Genomic DNA, 21,332 nt, shown 5'->3' on the forward strand with positions numbered 1-21,332 from the left:
CTCCCGGTGGGTTGCGAAGCAACCCTGAAACCTGACACCTCGCTGTGTCAGGCCAACCGCGTCCAGGCATTTTGGGGCCGCTTCGCAGCCCAGCGGGAGCAAGCTCCCTCGCCACAAAAGCAATCAATCAGTCGTTGATCAAGGCTTTGAGGGCCGCTGCCGCGTCAGCCAATTCCAACTCATTGAACACCCGCACGCCATGGCGCCTGAGCAACGCCGCCGTCACGCCTTCACCACTGACCTTCACACCGCTGAACGTCCCGTCATAGGTCAACAGGTTGCCGCACGACGGGCTGTTGGCCTTGAGCACGGCGATCTGGATGCCATGGGTACGCACCAATTCCAGCGCTTGATTCGCACCAGACAGAAACTGCGCACTCACATCCTCGCCTTCGGTGGTAATCACCGCCGCCTGGCCGTCGAGCACTTGCCCGCCCTGCCCGCCAGGAATCTCCGCCGCCGCCCGAGGCGTAGGCAAGCCGCCGGCGACTTCCGGGCACAACGGCACGACCCGCCCCTCGTCGAGCCATTGCTGGAGTTGATCGAACGGCCCACTGGCACCGCCGTCGTAGCGCACGCGATGCCCGAGCAGGCAGCGACTGACCAGGATCTTTTCCATCGTCAGAACAACTCGTTGCCGCGACGGCGGAACCAACCGGTCAAGGACAGGCGATCGCGGGTGGCGGGCAGGACTTCATGGGGGATGTCGCCCGACAGGAACACCACCAGGCAACCGCCAATGGGCACCACGTCGTGCTCCACGCCATCGTCCAGGTACATGCGTAACTGGCCGCCGTGTTCCGGCAACCAATCGTCGTTGAGGTAGAGCACCGCCGACACCGCGCGCCGGTCGTCATCGCGAAAGCGGTCGACGTGCTTGAGGTAGAACGCCCCCGGAGGATAGAGGGCGAAGTGACTTTCGAAATCTTCCAGGCCCAGGAACAGCCCTCGATTCATCGCCTCGCGCAGGCTGTCCATCAGCACCAGGTATTGGTCGCAGGCTTGCGCCTGGCCGGGTTCGATCCACTGGATGCGATCACCCCGGATGCCTTCGCGGATCTCCGAGAACGGCCCGCGCCCGACCGCTGCCGGAGCCAGTTCGCCCTCGGCGGCACGCTGGCGGCATTCGGCCGCCAGGGCACGGGTCAGCGCCTGCGGCAGGAAGAGGTTCTGCTGCGACCAGCCGCGCTCGGCCAGGTCGTCGACGATACGTAACAGCAGCGGGTGATCAGAAGGTATTTGCATGGCGCGCATAGTATGCCTGTGCCTGCAAAACCGACAGCGACGCTCGGCAGGTTTTTTGCCGCCAGATAGCACCGCCGTACGAACTTGATACGAATTCTCGACAAGACCCCACACCCCACGGAGAATAGTCGGCTGCTGACAGGAGTCCCTATGCGCCGTTTGCTTTTCTCACTGTTGATGTTCTGCGTTTTGCCCGCCTGGGCAGACAGCTACGACCAGTTGTACAAGGTCGCCGGTTGGCCGGAACAGCGGGCGCATTTCAATGATGCCTTGAGCGCCGCCCAGCAGCGCTACCAGAGCAGCCTGCCGCCGGCGGTGTTCCAGGCGCTGGTGAACAACAGCAATCAACGTTTCGCCCCCCAGGCCATGGACCAGCGGGCCGAGGCGCAAATGCGCAAGAATCTTCGCGACCCTCAAGCGGCCCTGAACTTTTTCCAATCACCCTTGGGCCGCAAGGTCGTGGCGGCCGAGTTGCTGGCGACCCGACGCGATCAATTGGCGAAAAACGCCAAGGGCCTGCCGAAGATGCAAGCCAGCGACAACCGCCTGTTGATCATCGGTCACCTGGCCCAGGCCCTGCCCGCTCGCGAGGCCGGCGCCGAAGTCAGCCTGGCGATCGCCGGCGTGGCAGCCGACAGCCTGAGTTCGATGATCCCGGGGCTCTTGGGCGCTGGTCAGGCCCAGGGCATGTTGAACGGCCAGCGCCAACGGCTGATGGAACAGATCGGCGCGGACCTGAACAACACGCTGCTGTACGTCTACCGTGACCTCACGGATACCGAGCTGGAAGAGTTCGCCACCTTCGCCGAATCGACCGAGGGCCAGGCTTATTATCAGGCGGCTTTGGCAGCGATTCGGGCGGGGTTGGCGGTGGGGCAGAATCTCGGGCAGTAGCTCTTCTGTGCCCCTGACACCGCTATCGCGAGCAGGCTCGCTCCCACACTGGGTCTGCGACGATCACAAAACCTGGGTTCACTTAAATACCCTGTGGGAGCGAGCTTGCTCGCGATGGCAATAACCCAGTCACCGCCGAACCCGGCTCATCCGCTTGCTCAGGAACCCAAACATCTCCTGCCGCATCGCCAGCGCCTCATTCGCCAAATGATGACGCCCCTCGGGCAACATCAATATCTGCGGCCGGTCGAACTTGCTGCGCAGCACTTGCAGGTTGTGCACCCAATCCACCGTCATGTCCGCCTGCCCCTGCACGATCAACGGCTGGCGTGGGCTGCTCGGGGCGGCTTCGATACGCTTGATCCATTGCCCCAACGCACCCACCCAAGCGGTGGGCAGGCGCAGAGGTTGCAACGGGTCGGCTTGCAGGAAGGGCAGGAACTGCGGGTCGGTGGAGTTCTCGCTGAAACGCCGGGCGATACCGGTCACGAACGGCTTGAGCAGGTAATAACTCAGGCGCGACCAACCCCAGGCCCGCGGCCGCACCAGGGGTGACAGCAGGATGACCTGGCCCTGGGCCGGGCTCTGTGCGCCCTGGTTAAGCACGTGATCGACGACGATGGCCCCGCCGGTGCTTTGGCCGCACAGGTGCCAGGGTTGCGGCAGGTCCAGCGTCCCGGCCTCGGCCAACAGGCCCTGCAAGGTGGCCTGGTACTCGGCAAAATCCTCGATGCTGGCGCGTTCGCCACTGGACAGGCCGTGGCCCGGCAGGTCGCAGGCGATCACTGCGAATTTCTGCTCCAGGGCCCATTCGATCAAGTGCCGGTACAGCCCCATGTGATCGTAGTAACCGTGGAACACGAACATCGTTGCCACGGCTTTTTCCGGCCACCAGACCTGGCTGACCAGTTCATAGCCTTTTATCTCGAAACACCCCAACCCCCTGCGCAACGCACGTTGGGGGAAGTCCAGCCCATAGAACCGTTGATAAGCCTGTGCTTGTTCCGACAGGGGTTGCCACTGTGCCAAGGGTTGCAGGCTGGCACGCAGGAGATCGGGGTCGAAAGTGGCAGGCATCAAGGTTTCCAGGCATGGGCGCATCGCGCGAAACAGACTTTACAAGCCTGCGATATTCATCTGTCGCGGCAGGCATGGCAAGCTACGCGGCTTCAGAGGATCGACTCCATGCGCCCATCCCACCGCACGACCTTGCTCGCCAGCCTGCTTGCCCTCGGATGCGCCATCGTATTGTGGGCGGCCTACGACTGGTTCCAGGGCCGTTTCCTGCGGGCTTTCAGCCAACACACCGCGGTGTTTTCCGGCGATCCTCTACGCCTGCCTGTCGATCTGGCCGGCCCTGGCGCGATACGCCTGGTGCACTTCTGGGACCCGGCATGTCCGTGCAACGTCGGCAACCAGCAGCACCTTTCCGAGCTGATCGATAAATATGTACCGCAAGGCGTCGAATTTTATGCGGTACAAAAAGCCGGCAGCCAAGGTCGGCTGCCGGCCACGTTGAGCAGCTTGAAAACCCTCCCGGCGCTTCCCGGATCGAACCAGATTCCCGCCAGCCCGGCCGTGGCAATCTGGGATCGCAGCGGCAAACTGGCGTACTTCGGCCCCTACAGCGAAGGCCTGACCTGCAACTCGAGCAACAGCTTCATCGAACCGATTCTGGAGGCATTGAGCATTGGCCGGGAAGTTGATGCTACTCACACGTTGGCGGTGGGCTGTTACTGCCCATGGTCGGTTTCAAACTGACAAATTAACTACAACACGTATTGCCGGCTTGCTCTTGGGCGACGCCACAAAGTTAAGCCCAGTACTCGCCTCTAGAGCTCTTACTCAAAGTAAGGGCCTGAGCTGAACCGTTTGTCGGATCCAATTTTTCCCAAAGACGCGATTGCCCCTCCTTTTCGGCCTGTGCCCCGTGCCAGGCGGGTTGTGCAGGGCATTTGGCGCGTGCCGACCGTTTAGCTGAATCGATTAACAGCGGCCGTGCCAGCATGAACTTTTTTTTAATCTCTTCTCTAAACCTCGTAACCAACAAAATGTTGATTTCCAGTGCAGTCGCGCGGCGGCGCTAACTCGAGGAAGTTTCACACGCCTTTTCATCTTTCAACTTGTCGACCTTCCTAAACCAAACAAGAATGGAATCGTCAGTGATGCAAAAGCTGCTATGCGCTGCACTTTCCAATCCCCATAAAGAAGACGCCCTCAACCTCGAGGCGTTTGTCCAATGTGTCGCCCCGCTCATGATCGACGTGCTGCTGCGCGGCGAAACTGGCACCGGTAAAGACACGCTGGCAGAAAAGATCCATCGCATGTCGGGTTGCTCCGGCAAGTTCGTTGCGATCAACTGCGCCGCCATCCCCGAAACACTCGCCGAGAGCCAGCTCTTCGGGGCCAATACCGGCGCGTATACCGGCGCCAGCCAAAATCGCGCGGGGTTCGTCGAAGCCGCGCATAACGGCACGTTGTACCTGGACGAAATCGACAGCATGCCGTTGGGCCTGCAAGCCAAGCTGCTGCGTGTCCTGGAGTCGAGGACGGTCCAGCGGCTGGGCTCGACCCAGAATATCCCGGTGAACATGCGGGTCATCGCCTCCGCCCAGTGTCCACTGGGGGAAATGGTCGAACGCGGCGAGTTTCGCCGGGACCTTTATTTTCGCCTGAACATCATCAGCCTCAAGCTGCCCCCTCTGCGCAGCCGCAAGGAACGCATCGTGCCGCTGTTCCAATCGCTGGTGCGGCGGGAGGCCCAGGCACTTGACCGGCCCTACGTCGCCCCCTCACCCGCGCTGTTGCGCCAACTGCTCGGCTACGCCTGGCCAGGAAACATCCGCGAGCTGCAATCCGCCGCCAAGCGATATGTGCTTGGCTTGCCGGCACTGCCCCGCGCAGAACCACTGGAACACAACAGTTCAACGCTCAAGTTGAAGGAACACCTGCAGCAGTTCGAGAAAATCCTCATCGAGGACTGCATGCGCCGCCACCATCATTGCATCGACAAGGTCATCGCCGAACTGGGTATCGCCCGGCGCACCCTGTATTACCGAATGAAGTGCCTGCAAATATCGACGAGTTGAGTGGGATCGGTGGAACCGTTTACGCAACGGTCGCCACTTAACCATCGAGACGCTCACGATCGTCTCGCCATTCCACAACCCGGAGATACGACTATGAGTTTTGGTGGACTTTCTCTCGCGGCTTCCACGGCTGCCATGCAGCAGATGGACGCGACCTCGGCTGCGATGACAACCATGAAATCCGAATTCGACCAGAAGAAACTGGTCGCAGACACCATGAACGCAATCGCGGCAGGGTCGATGGACACCGCAACCAAAGCCATCACCGCCATGGGGGAGGCATCCAAAGGCATACGTTTCTGACCCATCCGCTTCAGTCCCCGCTTCGGCGGGGCAACCTCAAGCGCGATGCGCAGGAGGCCCTATGCACATTGACTTGCCAGACAGCCTTCGTGCTCTCAGAGACCTGTCCCATGACGAGCCCACGCGGCGCCCTGCCCAGACTCCACCGGGCCTGGCGAACGTGGTCGCCGAGCACCTGGCATTGCATGGGGCCGGCGACCGGTTGCGGGAGTCGCTCGTCCAGTGGGGCGACGAACAGGGTTCGACGGGCGGACAGTCTCGCTTTGGCTGGCGCAACCCCCAGGACAGATTGGCCGCAGAGACCGCAGACCCTTTGCGCCTGGTGCTGGAAGACATCCTGGAAGAGATCAACAGCGGCACCGGTTCCAATCTCGACGTGGACATCGATGACGCCTATTCCAATGAAGACCTGTTCAACGATCTGGCCCAGATGTTCGCCCATCGCCGGCAACCCATCGGTGACAATGATCTGGACAGCCAAAGCGATTTCGGCAGTGCCAACAACCCCTTCTGTGGCGCGTTGTTCGGTGCCTGGGAAATGGAGGGCGATCACGCCACGCGGCGCGGTCGTCATGACGCGAGCCTGTCGCTGCTGCTCAAGATCATCGCGGTCCTGGGCCGAAGGAAACTGTTGACGCTACTGGACATCGACGAAGATGACGGCCAGGCGCGCTATGAACCGGACGACCAGGACCTGTTGTTCGAGATCGCGGCATTCATGGACCAGCACCCGACGCGCTATCCCCCACCGGCGACCCTCGATGCAGAACGGTGGACATGGACCGAACGCATTGCCCGCGGCACGGCACTGGACGCTCGCGAAACTCGCTTGTTCCAGCTTGCCCTGGAAGAGCTGGATTTCGCCCTGGCCCGCCTTGCCGGCCAACAGGCCCCGATACGCCAGCGCGTGCGCCGCAGCCGGGAAGAAATCGAGTTTCACCTGAGCGTCACCGGTAGCGCTCGCAACGTCTTGAGGCTGATGTGCGCCTGAAGGCACCCGCTCTTTGAATTCCAGCCATTGAAACAGGAGATATTCCGTGGACGTACATGCCATCGACCCCAGCAACCTCGCCTCCACTTCCGCCAAAACGAGCGCCAGGCCACAGGCCAGTGCCGAAACCAGCGATGTCAGTTGGTTCAACGCACAAATGCGCGAGAAAGCCCCCGCCCCGGACAGCGAAAACAATGTCGCGGCACGCATCATTGACTCGTTGTCGAGTCGCTCCGGCGAATTGCAGCGTCTGGATGATCGCGCCAACCGCGACATGATCAAGGCCGTCCGCACCGCCGACCCGCAAGATATGTTGCAGTCGAACCGGTCATTATCATCCTTCCACCTGGAAAGCCTGATGACCGCGAAAATAGTCAGCAAAGGCTCCCAGGCCATCGAGAAGCTCACCAATCTTCAGTAAAGGGAAGGCCGGTCATGTCCATGCGCGCGTTCTCAACACTGTTGCTGTGTCTGCTGCTCACCGGTTGTGACGAACGGACGGCGCTGCACAGCCATCTTTCCGAACAGGATGCCAACGAAGTGATCGCCGAGTTGGCGAACAAGAACGTGGAGGCGAGCAAGCAAGTCGATAAAGACGGACTGACCGTACTGGTCGAGCCTGCCGACATGAACAGCGCCGTCCAAGTCCTCGAAGCCGCCGGCCTGCCGCGTCGGTCCCGCTCCAGCCTGGGGGAGATCTTCCGCAAGGAGGGAGTCATTTCCACGCCGATGGAAGAGCGTGCCCGCTACATCTACGCGCTGTCCCAGGAGCTCGAATCGACGCTTTCACAAATAGATGGCGTGGTGCTCGCCCGGGTCCATGTGGTCCTGCCGGAACGGGTGGCCCCGGGTGAGCCGGTCCAGCCCGCATCGGCCTCGGTCTTCATCAAGCACACCAGTGCCCTGGACCCCGACAGCATTACCCCGCGTGTGCGTAACCTGGTCGCCAGCGGGATTCCCGGCATGGCCGACGCCACTCAGAACCCGACCAAGTTATCGGTGGTATTCGTGCCCGCCGCACCCTATCAGGAACAGCGCAAGATGGCGTACTTCGGCCCCTTTCTCATGCAGGCCGATGACATCGGTTACTGGCGAGCGGTGACCGTGGCGGCAAGCATCGCCTTGCTCGCCATCCTGATGGGCGCCCTCTATGGCCTCTATCGACTATGGCGCCAGGGCGTGTTGGTGCTGCCACGGTTTCTCGAGCACAAGCTCGCCAAGCCAGCCGGAGCGCCCGCCGCACCTCAAGGCAGTGCGACACCTGGGCTGTTTGCCGTGACCCCCCCGGGGGCCAAGCCCGGCAGTAACGGTACCGCCGCATGACGGCGGAAATTGAATGGGTTCGCTGGTGGAGCCTGGCTTGGCGCGAAGCAGACCGGGACTGGTATTCATCGACGCTTTGCCTGCTGACCGCACCGCAAATCGACGCCCTCGCCCGGGGGCACCATGCCGCGCTTGCACGTAGCTTCGGCATGACCCCGTGCATGCCACCCCAACCCAATCCGGCGCTGCAATCACTGTTCTGCGGTACACCGCGGACCTTGTTCCTTGCCTGCGAATTGGTGGCGAGCACTTGCGCACCGTTAACGGCAACGCCGGCACTTTCCACGCAAGACCGGGCCTGGTGCGAGCGCACCGCCAAAGCCCTGCGGCCGGGACACTGGCTCGAACAAGGCCAGGATCCGCTCGCACTGCTGCGCGCCTGGCTGGGTGAACGGGTCTGGGAACGTGCGCGCCTGGCGTTCCCACGCGACAGAATCATCACCATCGAATCGGTGAGCGCCCCTCAACCGCCAGCCGCCAAGCTGAACACGCTTTGGCAGTCCGCCTGCTGGAAGGCTGAGCAAAGCCTGGCAGCCCCGGCCCCTATCCAAACGGAGAAACACGATGCTCGCTCGGCGTTCGCTTGAACTGCGCCCCGATGGCCAAAGCCTGTCGCAGCCCTATATCGCCCGCGAAACCCTGGTGGATTGTGCCCGCGCGCAGGTCGTCCTCGAACAGGCCCAGGCCCAGGTTGCGCAATGGCTTGAACGCGCCAGCACAGAGGCGGACGCGTCCGTGCTTGAGGCTCAAGCTCGATTCTGGGAAAAGGCCGAGACCTTGCTCGCCGCCTGGGAAGCCCAGCGCCAAGCCATGTGGGAGCGGATCGAGACAAGCGCCGCACACCTGGTCAACGAAGCCCTGGGGACGCTGTTGAACGAGGTCCCGGAGCAGGCACGTATCGATGCGCTCGTCCGCCAACTGGCGTCGCGCCAGGACGACCCGGTCAGCGCCACCCTCCGCTGCCATCCCGAAGACCTGGCGAGCCTGACGCAGAGCCTGGGCACCAATGGCAAGCGCCCCTGGACACCGGTGGCGGATGCCGACATGGAACGACATCAACTGAAGCTGGAAACGCCAGGCGGCACATTCCTGCTCGACTGGCCCTCCGCTGTCAAAGCCTTGCGCCTGCCTGATCCACCACACATCCCTGCAAACTGACCCACCGCTATCGCGAGCAGGCTCGCTCCCACAGGGGATTTGTGCTGGCTGCGATGTCTGTGAACACCCGGAAAAACTGTGGGAGCGAGCCTGCTCGCGAGACGGCGGCACATCCAACATCACCGCAAGCTGACCCAACGCTATCGCGAGCAGGCTCGCTCCCACAGGGGATTTGTGCTGGCTGCGATGTCTGTGAACACCCGGAAAAACTGTGGGAGCGAGCCTGCTCGCGAGACGGCGGCACATCCAACATCACCGCAAGCTGACCCACCATCATCACAAGCAAACCACACTTCCCCAGGTTTTTTTCCTCATCTGCGCGGAACCGCCAATGGCATGACCACCACTCACATCGTGAACATGCCTAACCCAGAGGAACCGCCCATGTCTTCCGCCGATGCCGTCCAGCGCCGCCTCGACACCTACTTCCAACGCGCGACCGACAACGTCAACAACGCTGCGATGAACGCGGCAGAAACGCAGTCGCTCGACGACATGCATTCATTCCTGACCAGCATGAACGGCATGTCCGTCGCGGTGAACGCAGCGACTCAACAGACCACTGCCCATCACAACCTCGCCAAGGCGATCATCGATGCAATGCCATGAGCTGCGAACACAGCTCACCCGCTGGAGCGCCAGCGTCGATGGCCCGGAGCACTTCGGCCTTGTCATCGACGATGGCGAGGCGACCTTCAGCAAGCTCGACGAGGCCTTGCTGGTATCGGTCGAGCTGACCGTCCCGATGACCCATGAGGTGGTTCTGGAAGACCTGCTTCGGCTGGCGCACCCAAGCCTCTCGCGATTTCCCGGCGCGCTGGCCCGTTCGCCGCAGGACGGGCGTTTATGGCTGCTGACGCAACTGGCGCCGGACGGGCACATCGACGACCTCATCGAGGCACTCGAAGCACTGCTCAACCAGCGCGATACCTGGCAATCCATTCTCAATAAAGACCAACGTGCCGCTGCGGCGCCTGTAGCGCGACGCCTCTCGCACTCTCACTTGCTCGGAACAGGAAACCGCCATGCCTAACAGGTGGCTTACGCCGTACCGCTTGATGACCGCAGGCAGGGTACACCTTGGCCAGTCGATCCCACGCCGCTGGGCGAAACCTTCGCTGGTCGCACTGGCATTGATCGGTGCGCTGGGCGCGGGCCTGCCGGCACAGGCGGCCATACCGACCGACTGGAAGAACACGCCTTACGCCTACGACGCCCAGAGCACACCGCTGGCCAAGGTACTCGGCGATTTCGCCAACACCTTCGCGGTGCAACTGGTGATCGATGGCACGGTGAAAGGCACCGTCGACGGGCGGATGCGCGCTGAAAGTCCCCAGGCGTTCCTCGACAGGCTCGGCCTGGAAAATCGCTTCCAGTGGTTCATGTACGGCAACACGTTGTACGTCAGCCCCTTGCAGAACCAGGACTCCACGCGCCTGGAAGTGTCCGCTGACGCCGTACCGGACATGAAGCAAGCCTTGACCGACATCGGCCTGCTGGATTCGCGTTTCGGCTGGGGTGAATTGCCCGACGAAGGCGTGGTCCTGGTATCCGGCCCGGAACGCTATGTACGCCTGGTGACGCAGTTTGCCGAAGCACGCAAGACCCCCGAGGAAAAACAGGAAGTGATCAGCTTCCCATTGCGCTATGCCACCGCCGCCGACCGCAACGTCAAGTACCGCGGCGAGACACTGGTCATTCCCGGAGTCGCCAGCATCCTGAAAGGTTTGCTGGAAAGCCGCAGCGCCGTGTCGGGCGGCATGCAGACGGCCTCGCCCCAAGCGTCGTTCCAGAACATGCAGGCCCAGCAATCGGCGACCATGGGCAACATCGAACAATTGGCATTGAACGGCATGGGGCGCCCGAACACCAACCGCGTACCGTCTGGCGCGAGCGGCGGTGGAGGCGGCCGGGGCAAGATCCGCGTCGAGGCCGACGTGCGCAACAACGCGGTGCTCATCTACGACGCGCCCAAGCGGCGGGAAATCTACACGCCGTTGATTCGCGATGTGGATGTACCGCGCAAGCTGGTGGAGATCGACGCGATCATCCTCGACATCGACCGCACGCAACTGGCCGAGCTGGCCTCGAACTGGAACGTCGAGAGCGGCGATCTGATCGGTGGAGCCTCGATGATTCGCCCCGGCGCCAGCTCGACGGTGTTCATTCAGGACTACGGCGATTTTTCCGCGCAACTGCGTGCCCTGGAGGGCCGTGGCCTGGCCTCGGTGGTGGCGAACCCATCGGTTCTGACCCTGGAGAACCAGCCGGCGGTCATCGACTTCAGCCGCACCGAGTACATCTCCGCCATCGGCGAGCGCGTAGCCACCGTCGAGCCGATCACGGCGGGCACCAGCTTGCAGGTCGTGCCCCATGCCATCGAGACCGGGGGGCGCAATCAGATCCAGATGTCCCTGGACATCGAAGACGGCCGCATCGAACCCTCGGAGGTCGGCCAGCAGACGCCCAGCGTACGTCGGGGCGTGGTCAGCACCCAGGCTGTCATGGGGGAAAGCCGGTCGCTGGTGGTCGGCGGATTTCATACCGAAGAGACCGGCGACAACCTCGAACGGGTGCCATGGCTGGGTCGCATCCCGCTGATCGGGCCGCTGCTGTTTTCCTCGACCACCCGCGAGACCAGCCGCCGCGAACGGGTCTTCATCCTGACACCGCGCCTGATCGGCGACCAGGTCGACCCGGCCCGCTATATCTCCGCCCTTGATCGCGAACAGGTCGACAGCGCCATGGCCCGCCTGGAAGAGCGTCGCAACGGCACCCGTCCCATCGGCCGTATCGAAGTCAGCGATGTGCTCGCCCAACTCGCCGACGGCAACATTCCGGCCACGTTCAAGCAGGCTGCGTCGATTCCTTATTCGCCCGACACCTTGTGCGCGCTGCAACCCGGGCTATCGCTGGACGCTGCACGGGCGCAATGGTTCGCAGGTGCCGATTACGGCATCGCCGTGGGCGTGGTACGCAACGACGGCCAGCAGCGGTTGCGCTTCGACGAGGCGAGCTGCGGCAGCCGCTGGGCCCTGGCCACCTCCGCCTGGCCGAAGGTGTGGCTCGAGCCCGGCGAGGAAACCGAAGTGTTCGTGGTCATGAAACAACCCACGCGCACGCCAGGCGGCGAGCGCCCTTCTCTTCTGCAAACCAGCGCGAGGACCCTGCCATGAGTCGCACGCCACTGTTGCTCGTTTTATTGCTGAGCCTGCCGGTGTTCGCCGGCTGCGCGAACCGCTCGGGCTGCCAGGGCGATGCCTGCAGCCGCGCCGAACCGGACAACGGTCGGCTGGTGATCTGGTGGTCGCCCGGCATGCGCGGCGGCCTTGGCTCCCCCGAACACCCACTGGACCATACGGTCGTCCCATTGGAGAACTGAAACGCTATGTCTTTTTCGGTACACAGCGTGAGCACTCGCCAGGCCTTCCAGAAGAACATCATCGCCGGCATCGCGACGTATTGGGAAATAGCCCCGGGCATTGAATTCTGTCTGCGACGCGAGCCTCATAGCGTCGGGCTCGCCTTACAGATACAAAGCCAGGCGCTACGCGCAAACCAGATCCAGCATGCGCTCGAACGGCGCTTCGCCCACCCGACCGACTACGCGCAGCTGTTCGTGTTTCTCGATCCACAGCGAGCGCTCGTGGTCTGGCAGGCACTGCCCGAGGCGCCGCTGTCCACTGAACTGCTCGATGAAATCCAGTCCAGGCAGTTGTCGCTGCTGGGCCTGGAGGAGCTCGACGATTACTCGGTCACTTATTGAACGACACGATGACCCCTCTTTGGGGACATGTTTAACCTGTGGCGAGGGGATTCATCCCCGCTGGGCTGCGTAGCAGCCCCAAAGAGCTGATCACATCAACCTGATACACCACGGTGGCAGGTTCAGGGCTGCTTCGCAGCCCAGCGGGGATAAATCCCCTCGCCACAACGGTTCATGACATTTTTTGCATTGAGGGAGGTTTCCATGACTGTCGCACCGCTTGCCCAGCGCTTGATCTCGGCCCTCGCGCAACACCTGCATGCGGACTTGCAACTGGAAGGTGGCGTGTGTGCGCTGTATGACACGAGCAACCGCGAAGCCGTGGTCATCGAGCTGCCCGATCACGGCGACGTCGCTATCCTTCATTGCTCGATCGATGTCCCTGCCCACGCCCCCGGCCTGCACAAGCGCTTGCTGGAGCTCAACTTTCGATTGGACCTGCTCGGCGGCAGCTGGCTGGCGCTGGACGATAAGGGCAGCGTTCGCCTGTGCGCCCATTGCCCGCTGGCGATGCTCGACGAGGCGCGGTTCTGCCATTGGATCGTGGGTTTCATCGCCCAGGTCGGCGAGGTTCGTGCGCGCTTGGCGGTGCCTGCAATGCCCAGTGGCCCGCGTCCGGCCTCGCTGAACGCAAGCCGCACCCGACTGGGGTAGACGGTGGTTGGTGCAGATGCACATCGGCCCCATCGGACAACACCCCCGGGGTCGATGTACACCCTCCACCTTATCGAAGCTTCATCGCCTCGCCACCCTCCTGCATGACTTTCCTCGCGCTGTCCATGAAGCCCTTGGTCACCTCGGTCACCGTATCGCTCATCAGCTTGGCCATGTCGGCGGAGCTTTTAATCAGCATCATGGCGCTCTGGCGCTCTTCCATCTTCATCTGTATATCGAACTGCTTTTCCATCAACTCCTTTTGACGGGTTTCCATCTCGCTCATGAAAGAGTCCGGAGTGCGCGATGCCGAAGTGGCGCTGGACGTTTGCGCGTCATCCAGCGGTTGAGCTTCATTCGGCGCCGCCGCGTGGTCGGCGTCCCGCGTGCGGGTACGGCCACGTTGATGCACCGCAGGGGGCGTCGAGGAGGAGCGTCCCCGTGTGTGCAGGCTTTGGCTGCCCTGGCGCTGCTGCGCCTCACGGGGTCGTTGGCTCAGCGAGGGCGAGCGCGAGGGCGATAAGCTGTCGGCGCCGTGCAGGGCACCTGTGCCCCTTAGGGGGTTCGTCAGGGAACTGGGATCAGGCATGGAAAATCCTCCACGAGTCGATGTGTGGTGAGCACTGTCGGCAGGCCGGTATCGGCCGGACGAACCTGGCTCACTACCTGAGTGGCAACCACATGTGCATCGGTTCCATCGACCTCAACGCAGGTTCAATTCCGGAATCTCGATCACCTCGCCCTTGGCCTCGTCATCCAGCTCGCGCAACACCCGATAAATGTGCGCAACCGCCTGGAGCGTTTCCCGAGGGATATAACCGCCGACGTCTTCGCGGTAGATCGTTCGTGCCAGCCAGATGCACTGGATGACCGGGACCCGCGCCGCCTTGGCCCGTTCGATCATTGCCCGGGCCTCGGCATCGACGCCTTTGACGATCAGTTGCGGCAGCGGCGTTTCCTCGGGGCGATACAAAAGCGCCACGGCAAAGTGGGTGGGGTTGACCACCAGCATGTCGGCCTCCTCCACCGGCTTGGTTTCTTTGTTGACGGGCTGGTCGACCAATTGCCGGGCCAGGCTGCGGCGATGCATTTTCACGTGCGGGTCGCCTTCCATTTCCTTGAACTCCTTGCGCACCTCCTCCTCACTCATGCGCAGGCGCTTGGCGAAGAAATATTTCTGCAGGCCAAAGTCGAGAATCGCCAGCACCAGCAATACACCCAGGCAAACGTGCATGATGTGCCGAAACAGGCTGGCCAACCCGCGCCAATAGCTGTGCAAATCACCGTTGACCAGGCTGATCAACGAGCCGAGTGCCGGCAGGGTCACCAGATAAATCACGCTACCGATAAACACGGCCTTGACCAATCCCATGAACAGGTTGATCAGCGCCTGGCCGGAGAACATCTGCTTGGCCTGGTTCATCGGGTTCAAGCGGTTCGGGTCAGGCTGCAGGGCTTCGGGGGCAAACAGGAAGCCGAACTGTATCCAACCGGCCACCAGGCGCGTGACGATCGCCAGCCCCACGGTCATCAAGGTGAAATTGAGCAGCACGCCTCCAGCATGGGCCAAGGTTTCCTCGAAGGCCCGTACGAAGTCGGCATCCAGCCGGTGCAGCGGGAACGCCACCAGGTCTTCCAACGCCTGCATGCTGTCGTCGGCCTGGGTCAATGCCACTTCGGTGATCGCCGCGAGCACCAGCAGGCTACTCAAGTCCTGGCTCTGGCCGACCTGGCCTTTGTTGCGCGCGTCGCGAATCTTCTTGGGCGTCGCCCGCTTGGTCTTTTCGCCACTGTCTTCGCTCATGGGCGAAGCCCTCCTTCAGGGCGCCTGCAACAACAAATGGAGCAGATGCCGGATTTCGCCATAGCGGCCAAGACGGCCCGTCATCGCGTCCCACAGGGTGGGCAGGTAGAACAGCAGGAAGCCCAGGCCGATCAGGCTCTTGGCCGGCATGGCGAGGACGAATACCTGCAATTGCGGGCTATACAGGCTGAGCAGCGCCAGGCTGAACTCCACCAGCAACAGCAAGCCGATAAAGGGCGCCGCGTAGAGCATCATGTGCATGAACATTTCGGCGAGCAGCCCGAGAAACACGCCGAAGCCATCCGCACCAGGCAATGGAAACCAGACGGTGGGTGACCACACCAGGTAGCTGTCCCAGATCACCTGGGTCAACGTGCCAATGCCCAGGGTGGCGACCAGCAGCAGGATCGTCATCTCCTTGAACAGGTGGCCCAGGGGGGTGGTGTCGGTGCCGAGCGCCGGGTTCAACTGACCACCGATGAGCGCGCCGCGCTGGTTGTCCAGCAAGGCGCCCACCGATTCGTACAACCAGAACGGCATCGCCAGCAGCACCCCGAGCAAGAAACCCAGCACCAGCTCCTTGAACATCAGACCGGCCAGGGACAGCCAATTGACCTGGGCGTCGATCAGCGCCTGGCGAATACCGGGCGCCGGCAACATGCCCAGGGCAAACACCACGGCATGGCGCGGCAAGCCTCGCAGGTGCTGGAAGCAAAACACCGGGACCAGGTAAGCGACCGGGTAAATGCGCGCCATGCCGAGCGCGATCGACAGCAGCAAGTCGAAGTACGGGACGAAAGCCTGGGCCGTCATCAGGTGTTGGCCATCATTTCGAGTGCCCGGCGCAGCAGTCCCAGCAATTCCACGCCGATCCAGCGACCGGTGACCAGCAAGGTCAGCCCGACCGCCACCAGCTTGATGCCGAAGGGCAAGGTCTGGTCCTGGATCTGCATCAAGGCCTGCACCAGGGAGGTCAACACGCCGACGATCACCGCCACGATCAAGGGCGGCGCGGAGAGCAGGACCACCAGCAACATGCCTTCCTTAAACAACGTCAGCGCGTCCATCGCACGTCCTCAAAGATAGGAATAGAAGAGGCTGTCGAGCAATTGCGTCCAGCCCTGCACGAGGACAAAAACCAGCAGCTTGAGCGGCAATGAAATGGTCATGGGCGCGACCATCTGCATGCCCAGCGCCAGCAGCAGGTTGGATACGATCAGGTCGATGACAATGAACGGGATGTAGATCAGGAAGCCCATCTGGAAGCCGGCCTCGAGCTCCGACAGCATGAACGCCGGGATGAGCAGCATCAGGTCGTCGCGACTGGCCTGCTCGGCACGCTCCTTGGGCCACATCCGCTGGGTGTTTTCCAGCAGGTGGGCGAGGATGTCCGGGTTGGTATTGCGCGACATGAAGGCTTGCAACGGCTTTATCGCGTTCAGGGCAGAACCTTGCAGCGCCTCGGTACTGCTGAAATCCAACGGTCGCTCTTTCAACTCTTCGGCGATGTTGTGGCCGACCGGCGCCATGATGAACAGCGTCGCGGCCAGCGCAATGGCATACAGCGCCATATTGGGCGGCACTTGCTGCACGCCGATGGCGTTACGGGTGATCGTCAGCACGATGGCTATCTTGAGAAAGGCACTGCAGATGATCAGCAGCAGGGGGACCAACGAGATCCCACCGATGAACAGCGCCAGCAGAAAGGGGTCGACCCCCTGGAAGCTCATCCAGCCACATCCACGCGAGCGATCTGCAGGCCCAACCGGCCATCGACCTCCACCAGCTCGCCATGGGCCAGGGCCCGTTCGCCATAGAACAGCGCCGCTGTTCCCGGTGTCACGCCCTGCACTTGCAGCACCGCGCCGGGCGCCAGGTTGCGCAGTTCGCCCAGGGTCAGGCTCAAGTGACCGCAGCGGATCGTAAGCGCCAGCGGCAGGTCGTCGAAGCGCTCGGGCAGATCGGCAGCAGCCGGTTCCATCATCGGCGCCTCCTCGGTTTCAGCGGCGGCATAGTCCAACGCCGGTTGATCGGCCGCCTCGGGGGCCTGGGCCTCAGGTTCGTAGCGGGCGGTATCGTCCCAGTCCGGCGTCAGGATGTCGGTGTCGGCGGTGGTGCTCATAACGGTCTCCTCCAGAGCGAGCAAGGTCAGGCGCAACGGTGCGGCACGGCTGTGTACCCGCACCTGCAAACAATGCCGGCCCAGGCGAATCAGCCCTTGGCCGGATGAGTCGAACAAGGCGGTTTCCGGCACCAGCACATCACCGGGACGCAGCGCCGCCAACTGCCCGGCAGCCAGTGCCAGGCGTCCCAGTTCCAGCGGAACATGCAGCGCAAAACCGTCGATCCCTGGTGCGGTACGCCGCTGCCAAGGGGCGGCGCGAAGCAGCCCCAGCAGGACCGAACCGGGCATTTGCAGATGGCTCCTGACGCGCGCCGCCCCCAGTCTCATGTCGAGCCGGCAGGCGATGCCGGGCACGGCAGGCTCGGCCGTTGGCTTGAGAAAGCCGAATGCCAGGCGCAGGGGCTCGCTCAGGGTTTGCTGGAACAGCGACCAGAACCACGTGTCGTCCGGGCCGGGTTCGGCAGGCAGGACCACCGGGCATTCCCCGAACAGGCTGAGCACCGCGCCAGGCTCATCCAGGGTGAAGACACCATGGGCACAGGCCAGCGCACACGGCGCCCCCCCAGCCACGTCGCCGCCCGGGGTCAGTTCCAGCAGGCCCGTGTCACCCGCCACCTCGAAGGGCAAACTGACGCCGATCCCCAATAGCCGCCGGGCGGTGGCGTCCTCGATGCCCACAAGCGGTAGCGCCAGTGCATGGACGGTCATATCGCGCCTGCCTCTTCTTCCCGCGCCACGCGCACGCTCACCGGCTGGCCCAGGCTCTGGGTCAGCGCGTCTTCGAGGCGGCCGGCTCGACTCGACAACCGCGCCTGTACGTCTTCATTTTCGCTGTTCAGGCCGATGTCCCACCCGGACGCCCCGCCCAGCCGCCGGGCGGACACCTTGATGCGGCCCAGATTGGGCAGGTGCAGCAGCAGGTCCAATTGCTGGTCGAGCGTGGCGCGCAAGCGTGGCGTGAGCTGGTCGACAAACGCCTCCACTTCGCTGTTCTCCAAACTGACCAGGCCCGCCAGCGAACCGGTGCCCGCGGTGTCGTCCTGGGTACCGCCCCGTGGCGCATCGACCCACTGGCGAAACCAATAGCCGTCACTGCTTCCTGCCATCACCTCGAGGTCGCGCCCGGTTGTAGACACAGAGTCACGCGCCGCCGGACGGATGGCCCGGCTCACCTGGGCGGGCGGTTGCTCATACGCCCGAGGCGAATGCCGAACGGGAGCGGCCGGGGGGTTGTTGTGCGGTGTCGGCCCACTGCGCACGGTACGGTCATTCATCGCTGGGGATCTCCACCAAGTGCTCCATCATTGCGCTGAGCTTTTCCAGATCACGCCGGCGCCCTTGTAGCCGCTGCTGGGCGGCGGCCGTGTGCTGTGCCTGCTGCGCCTGTTCAGCGTCCAGTGCCTGCAATGCCTGCGCTTGCTCGGCCAGCTCGCCGATCAAACGTCGCTCCTGGGTACTCCAGGCATTGAGTTCACTCACGCTCAGCGCCCGGCCACAGTGCTCGCCATACAACGCTTCGCGCTGCACCGTCTGCTGCTCGCTGGTCGCCTGCATGCGCGCCCGCGCGGCGACCACCGCCGCTTCGCGCTCGCGCAAAAGCTCACGCTGTTGGCGCCATACTCGTTCGGCTTGCGCTTCACGGTGGCGGCGAATCGGCGCCAGGGCGTCCAGATCAACCCGGGACATAAGCGGTCAACTGCTGCAGGTGAGCGAACGTGGACGCGAACGGCTCCGGCTCACGCAGGTCCTGGCGCAGGAAGGCGTCCAGTGCTCCATGGGACTCCACCGCCAGGTCGGTCAAAGGGTCGGCGCCGGCCTGGTATTCGCCCAAGCGCAACATCAGTTCGATTTGCTCATAGGCCGACAGCAATCGACGCAGATTGATGCCCGCCCGCAGGTGCTCTGCCTCGGCCACGTTGGCCAAGGTTCGCGACAGGCTGGCCAGCACGTCGATAGCCGGGTAGTGGCCGCGCTCGGCGAGCTTGCGCGACAGCACGATGTGACCGTCGAGCAGCGACCGCACTTCATCGGCCACTGGATCGTTCATGGAGTCCTGCTCGATGAGCACCGTGTAGAACGCGGTGATGGCGCCCTCGTTGGTCAACCCGGCGCGCTCGACCAGGCGCGGCAGCAAGCTGTAGACCGACGGTGGCAGGCCGCCGCGCCCCAGCGGCTCGCCGGCGGCCAGGCCGATTTCACGTTGGGCCCGGGCGAAGCGGGTCAGCGAATCGATGAGCAACAGGACGCGCTGGCCTCGGGCACGAAAGCCCTCGGCCAAGGCTGTCGCGGTGAACGCCGCACGGGCCCGTTCCATGCTCGATCGGTCGGAGGTGGCGCACACCAGGACCGCACGGGCACGCAGTTCATCATCCAGCTCATGGTCGAGGAACTCGCGCAGTTCGCGCCCACGCTCACCGATCAGGCCGAAGACGATGACATCGCAGTCAACGTTCCGGGCAATTTCCGCCAGCAGCGTGGTCTTGCCGCAACCGGCGCCGGCGAACAGCCCCACACGCTGGCCTTCACCCAGTGTCAGCGGCCCGTCGATGGCCCGTACGCCGGTCATCAAGGGCCGTTGGATACGCGGCCGCGCGGTGGGCGCCGGGGCCTCGCCAATCACCTGTGAAGCTTGCAGCACGTGTGGTCCGGCAAACGCCCCGGCGCCGCCGTCCACCAGCGGCCGGCCGAAGCCATCCAACACCTGGCCCAGCAACTGCGGCCCCACGCACACCCGATGGGGCATGCCCAACGGCTCCACCGCCGCACCGACCCGGACGCCTTCCAGGCCGCCCAGGGCGCTGAGCAAGGCATCGTGCTGGTCGAAGCCGACGATCTCGGCGAGCAGCGGCTCCCGGGCGTCGCGCTCGACTCGGCAGAGGTCGCCGATCTGTGCCCCTGGCAATCGGCACTGCAACAGGATGCCGCTGACCCGCTGCACCCGCCCACGCACCATGACCGGCGCGAAGCGACGCAGGTGCGCCAGTTGCCCGGCCTCCCAGGCCGCCAGTCGCGCGATGGCCGCCTGCGTCATCACCACGTGACCTCGTAGCGTTGGTCACCCTCGAAGGTGACTTTGCCGCTGTCGATGGCGGTCAAGCGCAAGCCATCGATCTGGTCGCCCAGGAACAGCCGACGTCCATCGGCCGTAACCACATGGCCACGCTTGCCACCGACGATCTGGGCGATCTGGAACGGCAGTTGCGTCAGTCGCTCCTTCACGCTGGCCGTGATCCCGATTGGCGTCTCGTAACGATCGTGGAAACGCTCGATCAAGCGCTCGACCATCGCCAGGCGTTGGCGCGGCAGTTCGCCCATCAGGACCAACTGGTCACCCTGGCTCTCGACCCGCACACCAGCGCCCAGATCACGCTCCTGCAACATGCGATCGAGTTCCAGGCGGACCGCCTCGACATTGTCCAATGCCACTTTGCTGTGCTTGAGCTGCTGGGCCGGGCTGCGCGCCACAGGCTGCGCCGGCTGGCTGGTAAAGGCCCAGGCGCTGGAGGCAACAGTGATCACCGCCGCGGCGATTGCCAGGCGCTTGGGCCACGATGGCCGCACGACGGGTTTCGGGGTTTCCCGCGCCGTCGTCAGATGCGCAGCGTCATCCAACGCCGCCTCTTCGGGCCAGGGCTGATCGGCCGGGGCCAGGCACAGCCAGACGCCTGCCACGGCAAACGGGGCATTGCTCTGCAAGGGCTCGGCCGGCGCCCAAGGTTGGCCTTGTCCATCGCAAACCGTCCCCTCCAGCAGCTCCAGCAGCCATTGGCCCTGCACCTGCCGCAGGCCAACGTGACGCCCACAGATGCCCGGATCGTAAAGCGCCAGGTCGGCATCCTCCGCCGCCCCGATCACCCATTGCTCGCCCACCAGCGGCAACGCCGCACCTCGGTGCAGACCACTCAAGACACGCAGTTCGAACATGGCCAGTTCCTCAAGGGGCGACAGACGCTCGCCCACATTCCGGTTGTACGACGGGG

At 63.4% G+C, this 21,332-nt stretch carries 28 protein-coding genes; 15 read left to right on the forward strand and 13 right to left on the reverse strand.

The window, feature by feature from the left end:
• Positions 1-127: 127 nt before the first annotated feature.
• Positions 128-619: a DUF523 domain-containing protein gene (locus tag DTP52_RS06315; protein WP_109752457.1), complete on the reverse strand. Its 492-nt coding sequence runs from the start codon at positions 617-619 to the stop codon at positions 128-130.
• Between the two features lie 2 nt (positions 620-621).
• Complete coding sequence (locus DTP52_RS06320; RefSeq protein WP_109752460.1) at positions 622-1,254, reverse strand: 2OG-Fe(II) oxygenase; 633 nt, start codon at positions 1,252-1,254, stop codon at positions 622-624.
• Between the two features lie 141 nt (positions 1,255-1,395).
• Between DTP52_RS06320 and DTP52_RS06325 the strand changes: the two genes are divergently transcribed.
• Entirely contained in the window at positions 1,396-2,139 is a 744-nt protein-coding gene (locus tag DTP52_RS06325; protein WP_109752461.1) for a DUF2059 domain-containing protein, read from the forward strand.
• A 129-nt stretch (positions 2,140-2,268) separates the two neighbouring features.
• On the opposite strand, the gene DTP52_RS06330 is transcribed toward DTP52_RS06325, so the two are convergent.
• On the reverse strand, positions 2,269-3,216 hold the full coding sequence (locus DTP52_RS06330; RefSeq protein WP_109752463.1) for an alpha/beta hydrolase: 948 nt from the start codon (positions 3,214-3,216) through the stop codon (positions 2,269-2,271).
• Between the two features lie 108 nt (positions 3,217-3,324).
• Here DTP52_RS06330 and DTP52_RS06335 point away from each other — a divergent pair, with 108 nt between their 5' ends.
• The 14 genes from DTP52_RS06335 to DTP52_RS06400 all read left to right on the forward strand — a co-directional run bounded on the left by DTP52_RS06335 (position 3,325) and on the right by DTP52_RS06400 (position 13,423).
• Positions 3,325-3,900, forward strand: a complete 576-nt coding sequence (locus DTP52_RS06335) for a DUF6436 domain-containing protein (protein ID WP_109752464.1) — start codon at positions 3,325-3,327, stop codon at positions 3,898-3,900.
• Positions 3,901-4,304: 404 nt separating this feature from the next.
• Positions 4,305-5,228, forward strand: a complete 924-nt coding sequence (locus tag DTP52_RS06340) for a sigma 54-interacting transcriptional regulator (protein ID WP_109752466.1) — start codon at positions 4,305-4,307, stop codon at positions 5,226-5,228.
• Positions 5,229-5,321: 93 nt separating this feature from the next.
• Positions 5,322-5,531 (forward strand): type III secretion apparatus protein RspA, encoded by a 210-nt coding sequence (locus tag DTP52_RS06345; RefSeq protein WP_109752469.1) that lies wholly within the window; start codon positions 5,322-5,324, stop codon positions 5,529-5,531.
• A gap of 61 nt (positions 5,532-5,592) precedes the next feature.
• Entirely contained in the window at positions 5,593-6,522 is a 930-nt protein-coding gene (locus tag DTP52_RS06350; protein ID WP_178082465.1) for a type III secretion protein, read from the forward strand.
• Positions 6,523-6,568: 46 nt separating this feature from the next.
• Complete coding sequence (sctI, locus tag DTP52_RS06355; protein WP_109752471.1) at positions 6,569-6,943, forward strand: type III secretion system inner rod subunit SctI; 375 nt, start codon at positions 6,569-6,571, stop codon at positions 6,941-6,943.
• A gap of 14 nt (positions 6,944-6,957) precedes the next feature.
• Positions 6,958-7,845: a type III secretion system inner membrane ring lipoprotein SctJ gene (gene sctJ / locus DTP52_RS06360; RefSeq protein WP_109752472.1), complete on the forward strand. Its 888-nt coding sequence runs from the start codon at positions 6,958-6,960 to the stop codon at positions 7,843-7,845.
• Positions 7,842-8,432 (forward strand): type III secretion protein, encoded by a 591-nt coding sequence (locus DTP52_RS06365; RefSeq protein ID WP_109752474.1) that lies wholly within the window; start codon positions 7,842-7,844, stop codon positions 8,430-8,432. Before sctJ ends, DTP52_RS06365 begins: the two co-directional genes overlap by 4 nt.
• Positions 8,410-9,003 carry a type III secretion system stator protein SctL gene (gene sctL / locus DTP52_RS06370; protein ID WP_109752476.1) on the forward strand — a complete coding sequence of 198 codons (594 nt, stop codon included), beginning with the start codon at positions 8,410-8,412 and terminating at the stop codon, positions 9,001-9,003. Before DTP52_RS06365 ends, sctL begins: the two co-directional genes overlap by 23 nt.
• Positions 9,004-9,387: 384 nt before the next feature.
• The gene (locus tag DTP52_RS06375) at positions 9,388-9,612 is read left to right on the forward strand and encodes a type III secretion protein (protein ID WP_109752478.1); all 225 of its coding nucleotides are present in this window, start codon (positions 9,388-9,390) and stop codon (positions 9,610-9,612) included.
• Positions 9,599-10,036 (forward strand): type III secretion system chaperone, encoded by a 438-nt coding sequence (locus DTP52_RS06380; RefSeq protein ID WP_109752480.1) that lies wholly within the window; start codon positions 9,599-9,601, stop codon positions 10,034-10,036. Before DTP52_RS06375 ends, DTP52_RS06380 begins: the two co-directional genes overlap by 14 nt.
• Positions 10,029-12,179: a type III secretion system outer membrane ring subunit SctC gene (gene sctC / locus DTP52_RS06385; protein ID WP_109752481.1), complete on the forward strand. Its 2,151-nt coding sequence runs from the start codon at positions 10,029-10,031 to the stop codon at positions 12,177-12,179. The genes DTP52_RS06380 and sctC overlap by 8 nt, the downstream gene beginning before the upstream one ends.
• Positions 12,176-12,385 (forward strand): HrpT family type III secretion system protein, encoded by a 210-nt coding sequence (hrpT, locus tag DTP52_RS06390; protein ID WP_024619913.1) that lies wholly within the window; start codon positions 12,176-12,178, stop codon positions 12,383-12,385. The genes sctC and hrpT overlap by 4 nt, the downstream gene beginning before the upstream one ends.
• Positions 12,386-12,391: 6 nt before the next feature.
• Positions 12,392-12,769 carry a transcriptional regulator gene (locus DTP52_RS06395; RefSeq protein WP_109752483.1) on the forward strand — a complete coding sequence of 126 codons (378 nt, stop codon included), beginning with the start codon at positions 12,392-12,394 and terminating at the stop codon, positions 12,767-12,769.
• 204 nt (positions 12,770-12,973) lie between these two features.
• Positions 12,974-13,423 (forward strand): type III secretion system chaperone, encoded by a 450-nt coding sequence (locus DTP52_RS06400; protein ID WP_109752485.1) that lies wholly within the window; start codon positions 12,974-12,976, stop codon positions 13,421-13,423.
• Positions 13,424-13,493: 70 nt separating this feature from the next.
• Here the strand turns inward: DTP52_RS06400 and DTP52_RS31170 are convergent, their stop codons facing one another.
• From DTP52_RS31170 to DTP52_RS06450, 10 genes are all read right to left on the reverse strand, one after another.
• Positions 13,494-14,012 (reverse strand): type III effector, encoded by a 519-nt coding sequence (locus tag DTP52_RS31170; protein WP_178082466.1) that lies wholly within the window; start codon positions 14,010-14,012, stop codon positions 13,494-13,496.
• 114 nt (positions 14,013-14,126) lie between these two features.
• Complete coding sequence (gene sctU / locus DTP52_RS06410; RefSeq protein WP_109752487.1) at positions 14,127-15,227, reverse strand: type III secretion system export apparatus subunit SctU; 1,101 nt, start codon at positions 15,225-15,227, stop codon at positions 14,127-14,129.
• Between the two features lie 15 nt (positions 15,228-15,242).
• A complete protein-coding gene (gene sctT / locus DTP52_RS06415; RefSeq protein WP_109752489.1) occupies positions 15,243-16,040 on the reverse strand; it encodes a type III secretion system export apparatus subunit SctT in 798 nt (265 codons plus the stop codon).
• On the reverse strand, positions 16,040-16,294 hold the full coding sequence (gene sctS, locus DTP52_RS06420) for a type III secretion system export apparatus subunit SctS (protein ID WP_109752490.1): 255 nt from the start codon (positions 16,292-16,294) through the stop codon (positions 16,040-16,042). The genes sctT and sctS overlap by 1 nt, the downstream gene beginning before the upstream one ends.
• 9 nt (positions 16,295-16,303) lie before the next feature.
• Positions 16,304-16,957 (reverse strand): type III secretion system export apparatus subunit SctR, encoded by a 654-nt coding sequence (gene sctR / locus DTP52_RS06425; protein ID WP_109752492.1) that lies wholly within the window; start codon positions 16,955-16,957, stop codon positions 16,304-16,306.
• Positions 16,954-18,060 carry a type III secretion system cytoplasmic ring protein SctQ gene (gene sctQ / locus DTP52_RS06430; RefSeq protein ID WP_109752494.1) on the reverse strand — a complete coding sequence of 369 codons (1,107 nt, stop codon included), beginning with the start codon at positions 18,058-18,060 and terminating at the stop codon, positions 16,954-16,956. The genes sctR and sctQ overlap by 4 nt, the downstream gene beginning before the upstream one ends.
• Positions 18,057-18,626, reverse strand: coding sequence for a type III secretion protein (locus DTP52_RS06435; protein ID WP_256594244.1), 570 nt, complete (start codon positions 18,624-18,626; stop codon positions 18,057-18,059). The genes sctQ and DTP52_RS06435 overlap by 4 nt, the downstream gene beginning before the upstream one ends.
• Positions 18,619-19,038, reverse strand: coding sequence for a YscO family type III secretion system apparatus protein (locus DTP52_RS06440; protein WP_109752496.1), 420 nt, complete (start codon positions 19,036-19,038; stop codon positions 18,619-18,621). The genes DTP52_RS06435 and DTP52_RS06440 overlap by 8 nt, the downstream gene beginning before the upstream one ends.
• Positions 19,025-20,383: a FliI/YscN family ATPase gene (locus DTP52_RS06445; protein WP_109752498.1), complete on the reverse strand. Its 1,359-nt coding sequence runs from the start codon at positions 20,381-20,383 to the stop codon at positions 19,025-19,027. Before DTP52_RS06445 ends, DTP52_RS06440 begins: the two co-directional genes overlap by 14 nt.
• On the reverse strand, positions 20,383-21,276 hold the full coding sequence (locus DTP52_RS06450) for an FHA domain-containing protein (protein ID WP_109752499.1): 894 nt from the start codon (positions 21,274-21,276) through the stop codon (positions 20,383-20,385). Before DTP52_RS06450 ends, DTP52_RS06445 begins: the two co-directional genes overlap by 1 nt.
• Between the last annotated feature and the right edge of the window lie 56 nt (positions 21,277-21,332).

The organism is Pseudomonas sp. 43mfcvi1.1, assembly GCF_900115935.1.
Taxonomy (GTDB): domain Bacteria; phylum Pseudomonadota; class Gammaproteobacteria; order Pseudomonadales; family Pseudomonadaceae; genus Aquipseudomonas; species Aquipseudomonas bijieensis.

What these genes read in the sequence shown, in the direction of transcription:
- sctU (WP_109752487.1), bottom strand. Translation starts at nt 15,227, where the DNA reads ATGAGCGAAGACAGTGGCGAAAAGACCAAGCGGGCGACGCCCAAGAAG.
- DTP52_RS06340 (WP_109752466.1), top strand. Translation starts at nt 4,305, where the DNA reads ATGCAAAAGCTGCTATGCGCTGCACTTTCCAATCCCCATAAAGAAGAC.
- DTP52_RS06445 (WP_109752498.1), bottom strand. Translation starts at nt 20,383, where the DNA reads ATGACGCAGGCGGCCATCGCGCGACTGGCGGCCTGGGAGGCCGGGCAA.
- DTP52_RS06350 (WP_178082465.1), top strand. Translation starts at nt 5,593, where the DNA reads ATGCACATTGACTTGCCAGACAGCCTTCGTGCTCTCAGAGACCTGTCC.
- sctT (WP_109752489.1), bottom strand. Translation starts at nt 16,040, where the DNA reads ATGACGGCCCAGGCTTTCGTCCCGTACTTCGACTTGCTGCTGTCGATC.
- sctR (WP_109752492.1), bottom strand. Translation starts at nt 16,957, where the DNA reads ATGAGCTTCCAGGGGGTCGACCCCTTTCTGCTGGCGCTGTTCATCGGT.
- sctC (WP_109752481.1), top strand. Translation starts at nt 10,029, where the DNA reads ATGCCTAACAGGTGGCTTACGCCGTACCGCTTGATGACCGCAGGCAGG.
- sctQ (WP_109752494.1), bottom strand. Translation starts at nt 18,060, where the DNA reads ATGACCGTCCATGCACTGGCGCTACCGCTTGTGGGCATCGAGGACGCC.
- DTP52_RS06440 (WP_109752496.1), bottom strand. Translation starts at nt 19,038, where the DNA reads ATGTCCCGGGTTGATCTGGACGCCCTGGCGCCGATTCGCCGCCACCGT.
- DTP52_RS06450 (WP_109752499.1), bottom strand. Translation starts at nt 21,276, where the DNA reads ATGTTCGAACTGCGTGTCTTGAGTGGTCTGCACCGAGGTGCGGCGTTG.
- DTP52_RS06345 (WP_109752469.1), top strand. Translation starts at nt 5,322, where the DNA reads ATGAGTTTTGGTGGACTTTCTCTCGCGGCTTCCACGGCTGCCATGCAG.
- DTP52_RS06375 (WP_109752478.1), top strand. Translation starts at nt 9,388, where the DNA reads ATGTCTTCCGCCGATGCCGTCCAGCGCCGCCTCGACACCTACTTCCAA.
- sctL (WP_109752476.1), top strand. Translation starts at nt 8,410, where the DNA reads ATGCTCGCTCGGCGTTCGCTTGAACTGCGCCCCGATGGCCAAAGCCTG.
- DTP52_RS06395 (WP_109752483.1), top strand. Translation starts at nt 12,392, where the DNA reads ATGTCTTTTTCGGTACACAGCGTGAGCACTCGCCAGGCCTTCCAGAAG.
- DTP52_RS06400 (WP_109752485.1), top strand. Translation starts at nt 12,974, where the DNA reads ATGACTGTCGCACCGCTTGCCCAGCGCTTGATCTCGGCCCTCGCGCAA.
- DTP52_RS06325 (WP_109752461.1), top strand. Translation starts at nt 1,396, where the DNA reads ATGCGCCGTTTGCTTTTCTCACTGTTGATGTTCTGCGTTTTGCCCGCC.
- DTP52_RS06320 (WP_109752460.1), bottom strand. Translation starts at nt 1,254, where the DNA reads ATGCGCGCCATGCAAATACCTTCTGATCACCCGCTGCTGTTACGTATC.
- DTP52_RS06335 (WP_109752464.1), top strand. Translation starts at nt 3,325, where the DNA reads ATGCGCCCATCCCACCGCACGACCTTGCTCGCCAGCCTGCTTGCCCTC.
- DTP52_RS31170 (WP_178082466.1), bottom strand. Translation starts at nt 14,012, where the DNA reads ATGCCTGATCCCAGTTCCCTGACGAACCCCCTAAGGGGCACAGGTGCC.
- DTP52_RS06330 (WP_109752463.1), bottom strand. Translation starts at nt 3,216, where the DNA reads ATGCCTGCCACTTTCGACCCCGATCTCCTGCGTGCCAGCCTGCAACCC.
- DTP52_RS06315 (WP_109752457.1), bottom strand. Translation starts at nt 619, where the DNA reads ATGGAAAAGATCCTGGTCAGTCGCTGCCTGCTCGGGCATCGCGTGCGC.
- hrpT (WP_024619913.1), top strand. Translation starts at nt 12,176, where the DNA reads ATGAGTCGCACGCCACTGTTGCTCGTTTTATTGCTGAGCCTGCCGGTG.
- DTP52_RS06380 (WP_109752480.1), top strand. Translation starts at nt 9,599, where the DNA reads ATGCAATGCCATGAGCTGCGAACACAGCTCACCCGCTGGAGCGCCAGC.
- DTP52_RS06435 (WP_256594244.1), bottom strand. Translation starts at nt 18,626, where the DNA reads ATGAATGACCGTACCGTGCGCAGTGGGCCGACACCGCACAACAACCCC.
- sctJ (WP_109752472.1), top strand. Translation starts at nt 6,958, where the DNA reads ATGTCCATGCGCGCGTTCTCAACACTGTTGCTGTGTCTGCTGCTCACC.
- DTP52_RS06365 (WP_109752474.1), top strand. Translation starts at nt 7,842, where the DNA reads ATGACGGCGGAAATTGAATGGGTTCGCTGGTGGAGCCTGGCTTGGCGC.
- sctS (WP_109752490.1), bottom strand. Translation starts at nt 16,294, where the DNA reads ATGGACGCGCTGACGTTGTTTAAGGAAGGCATGTTGCTGGTGGTCCTG.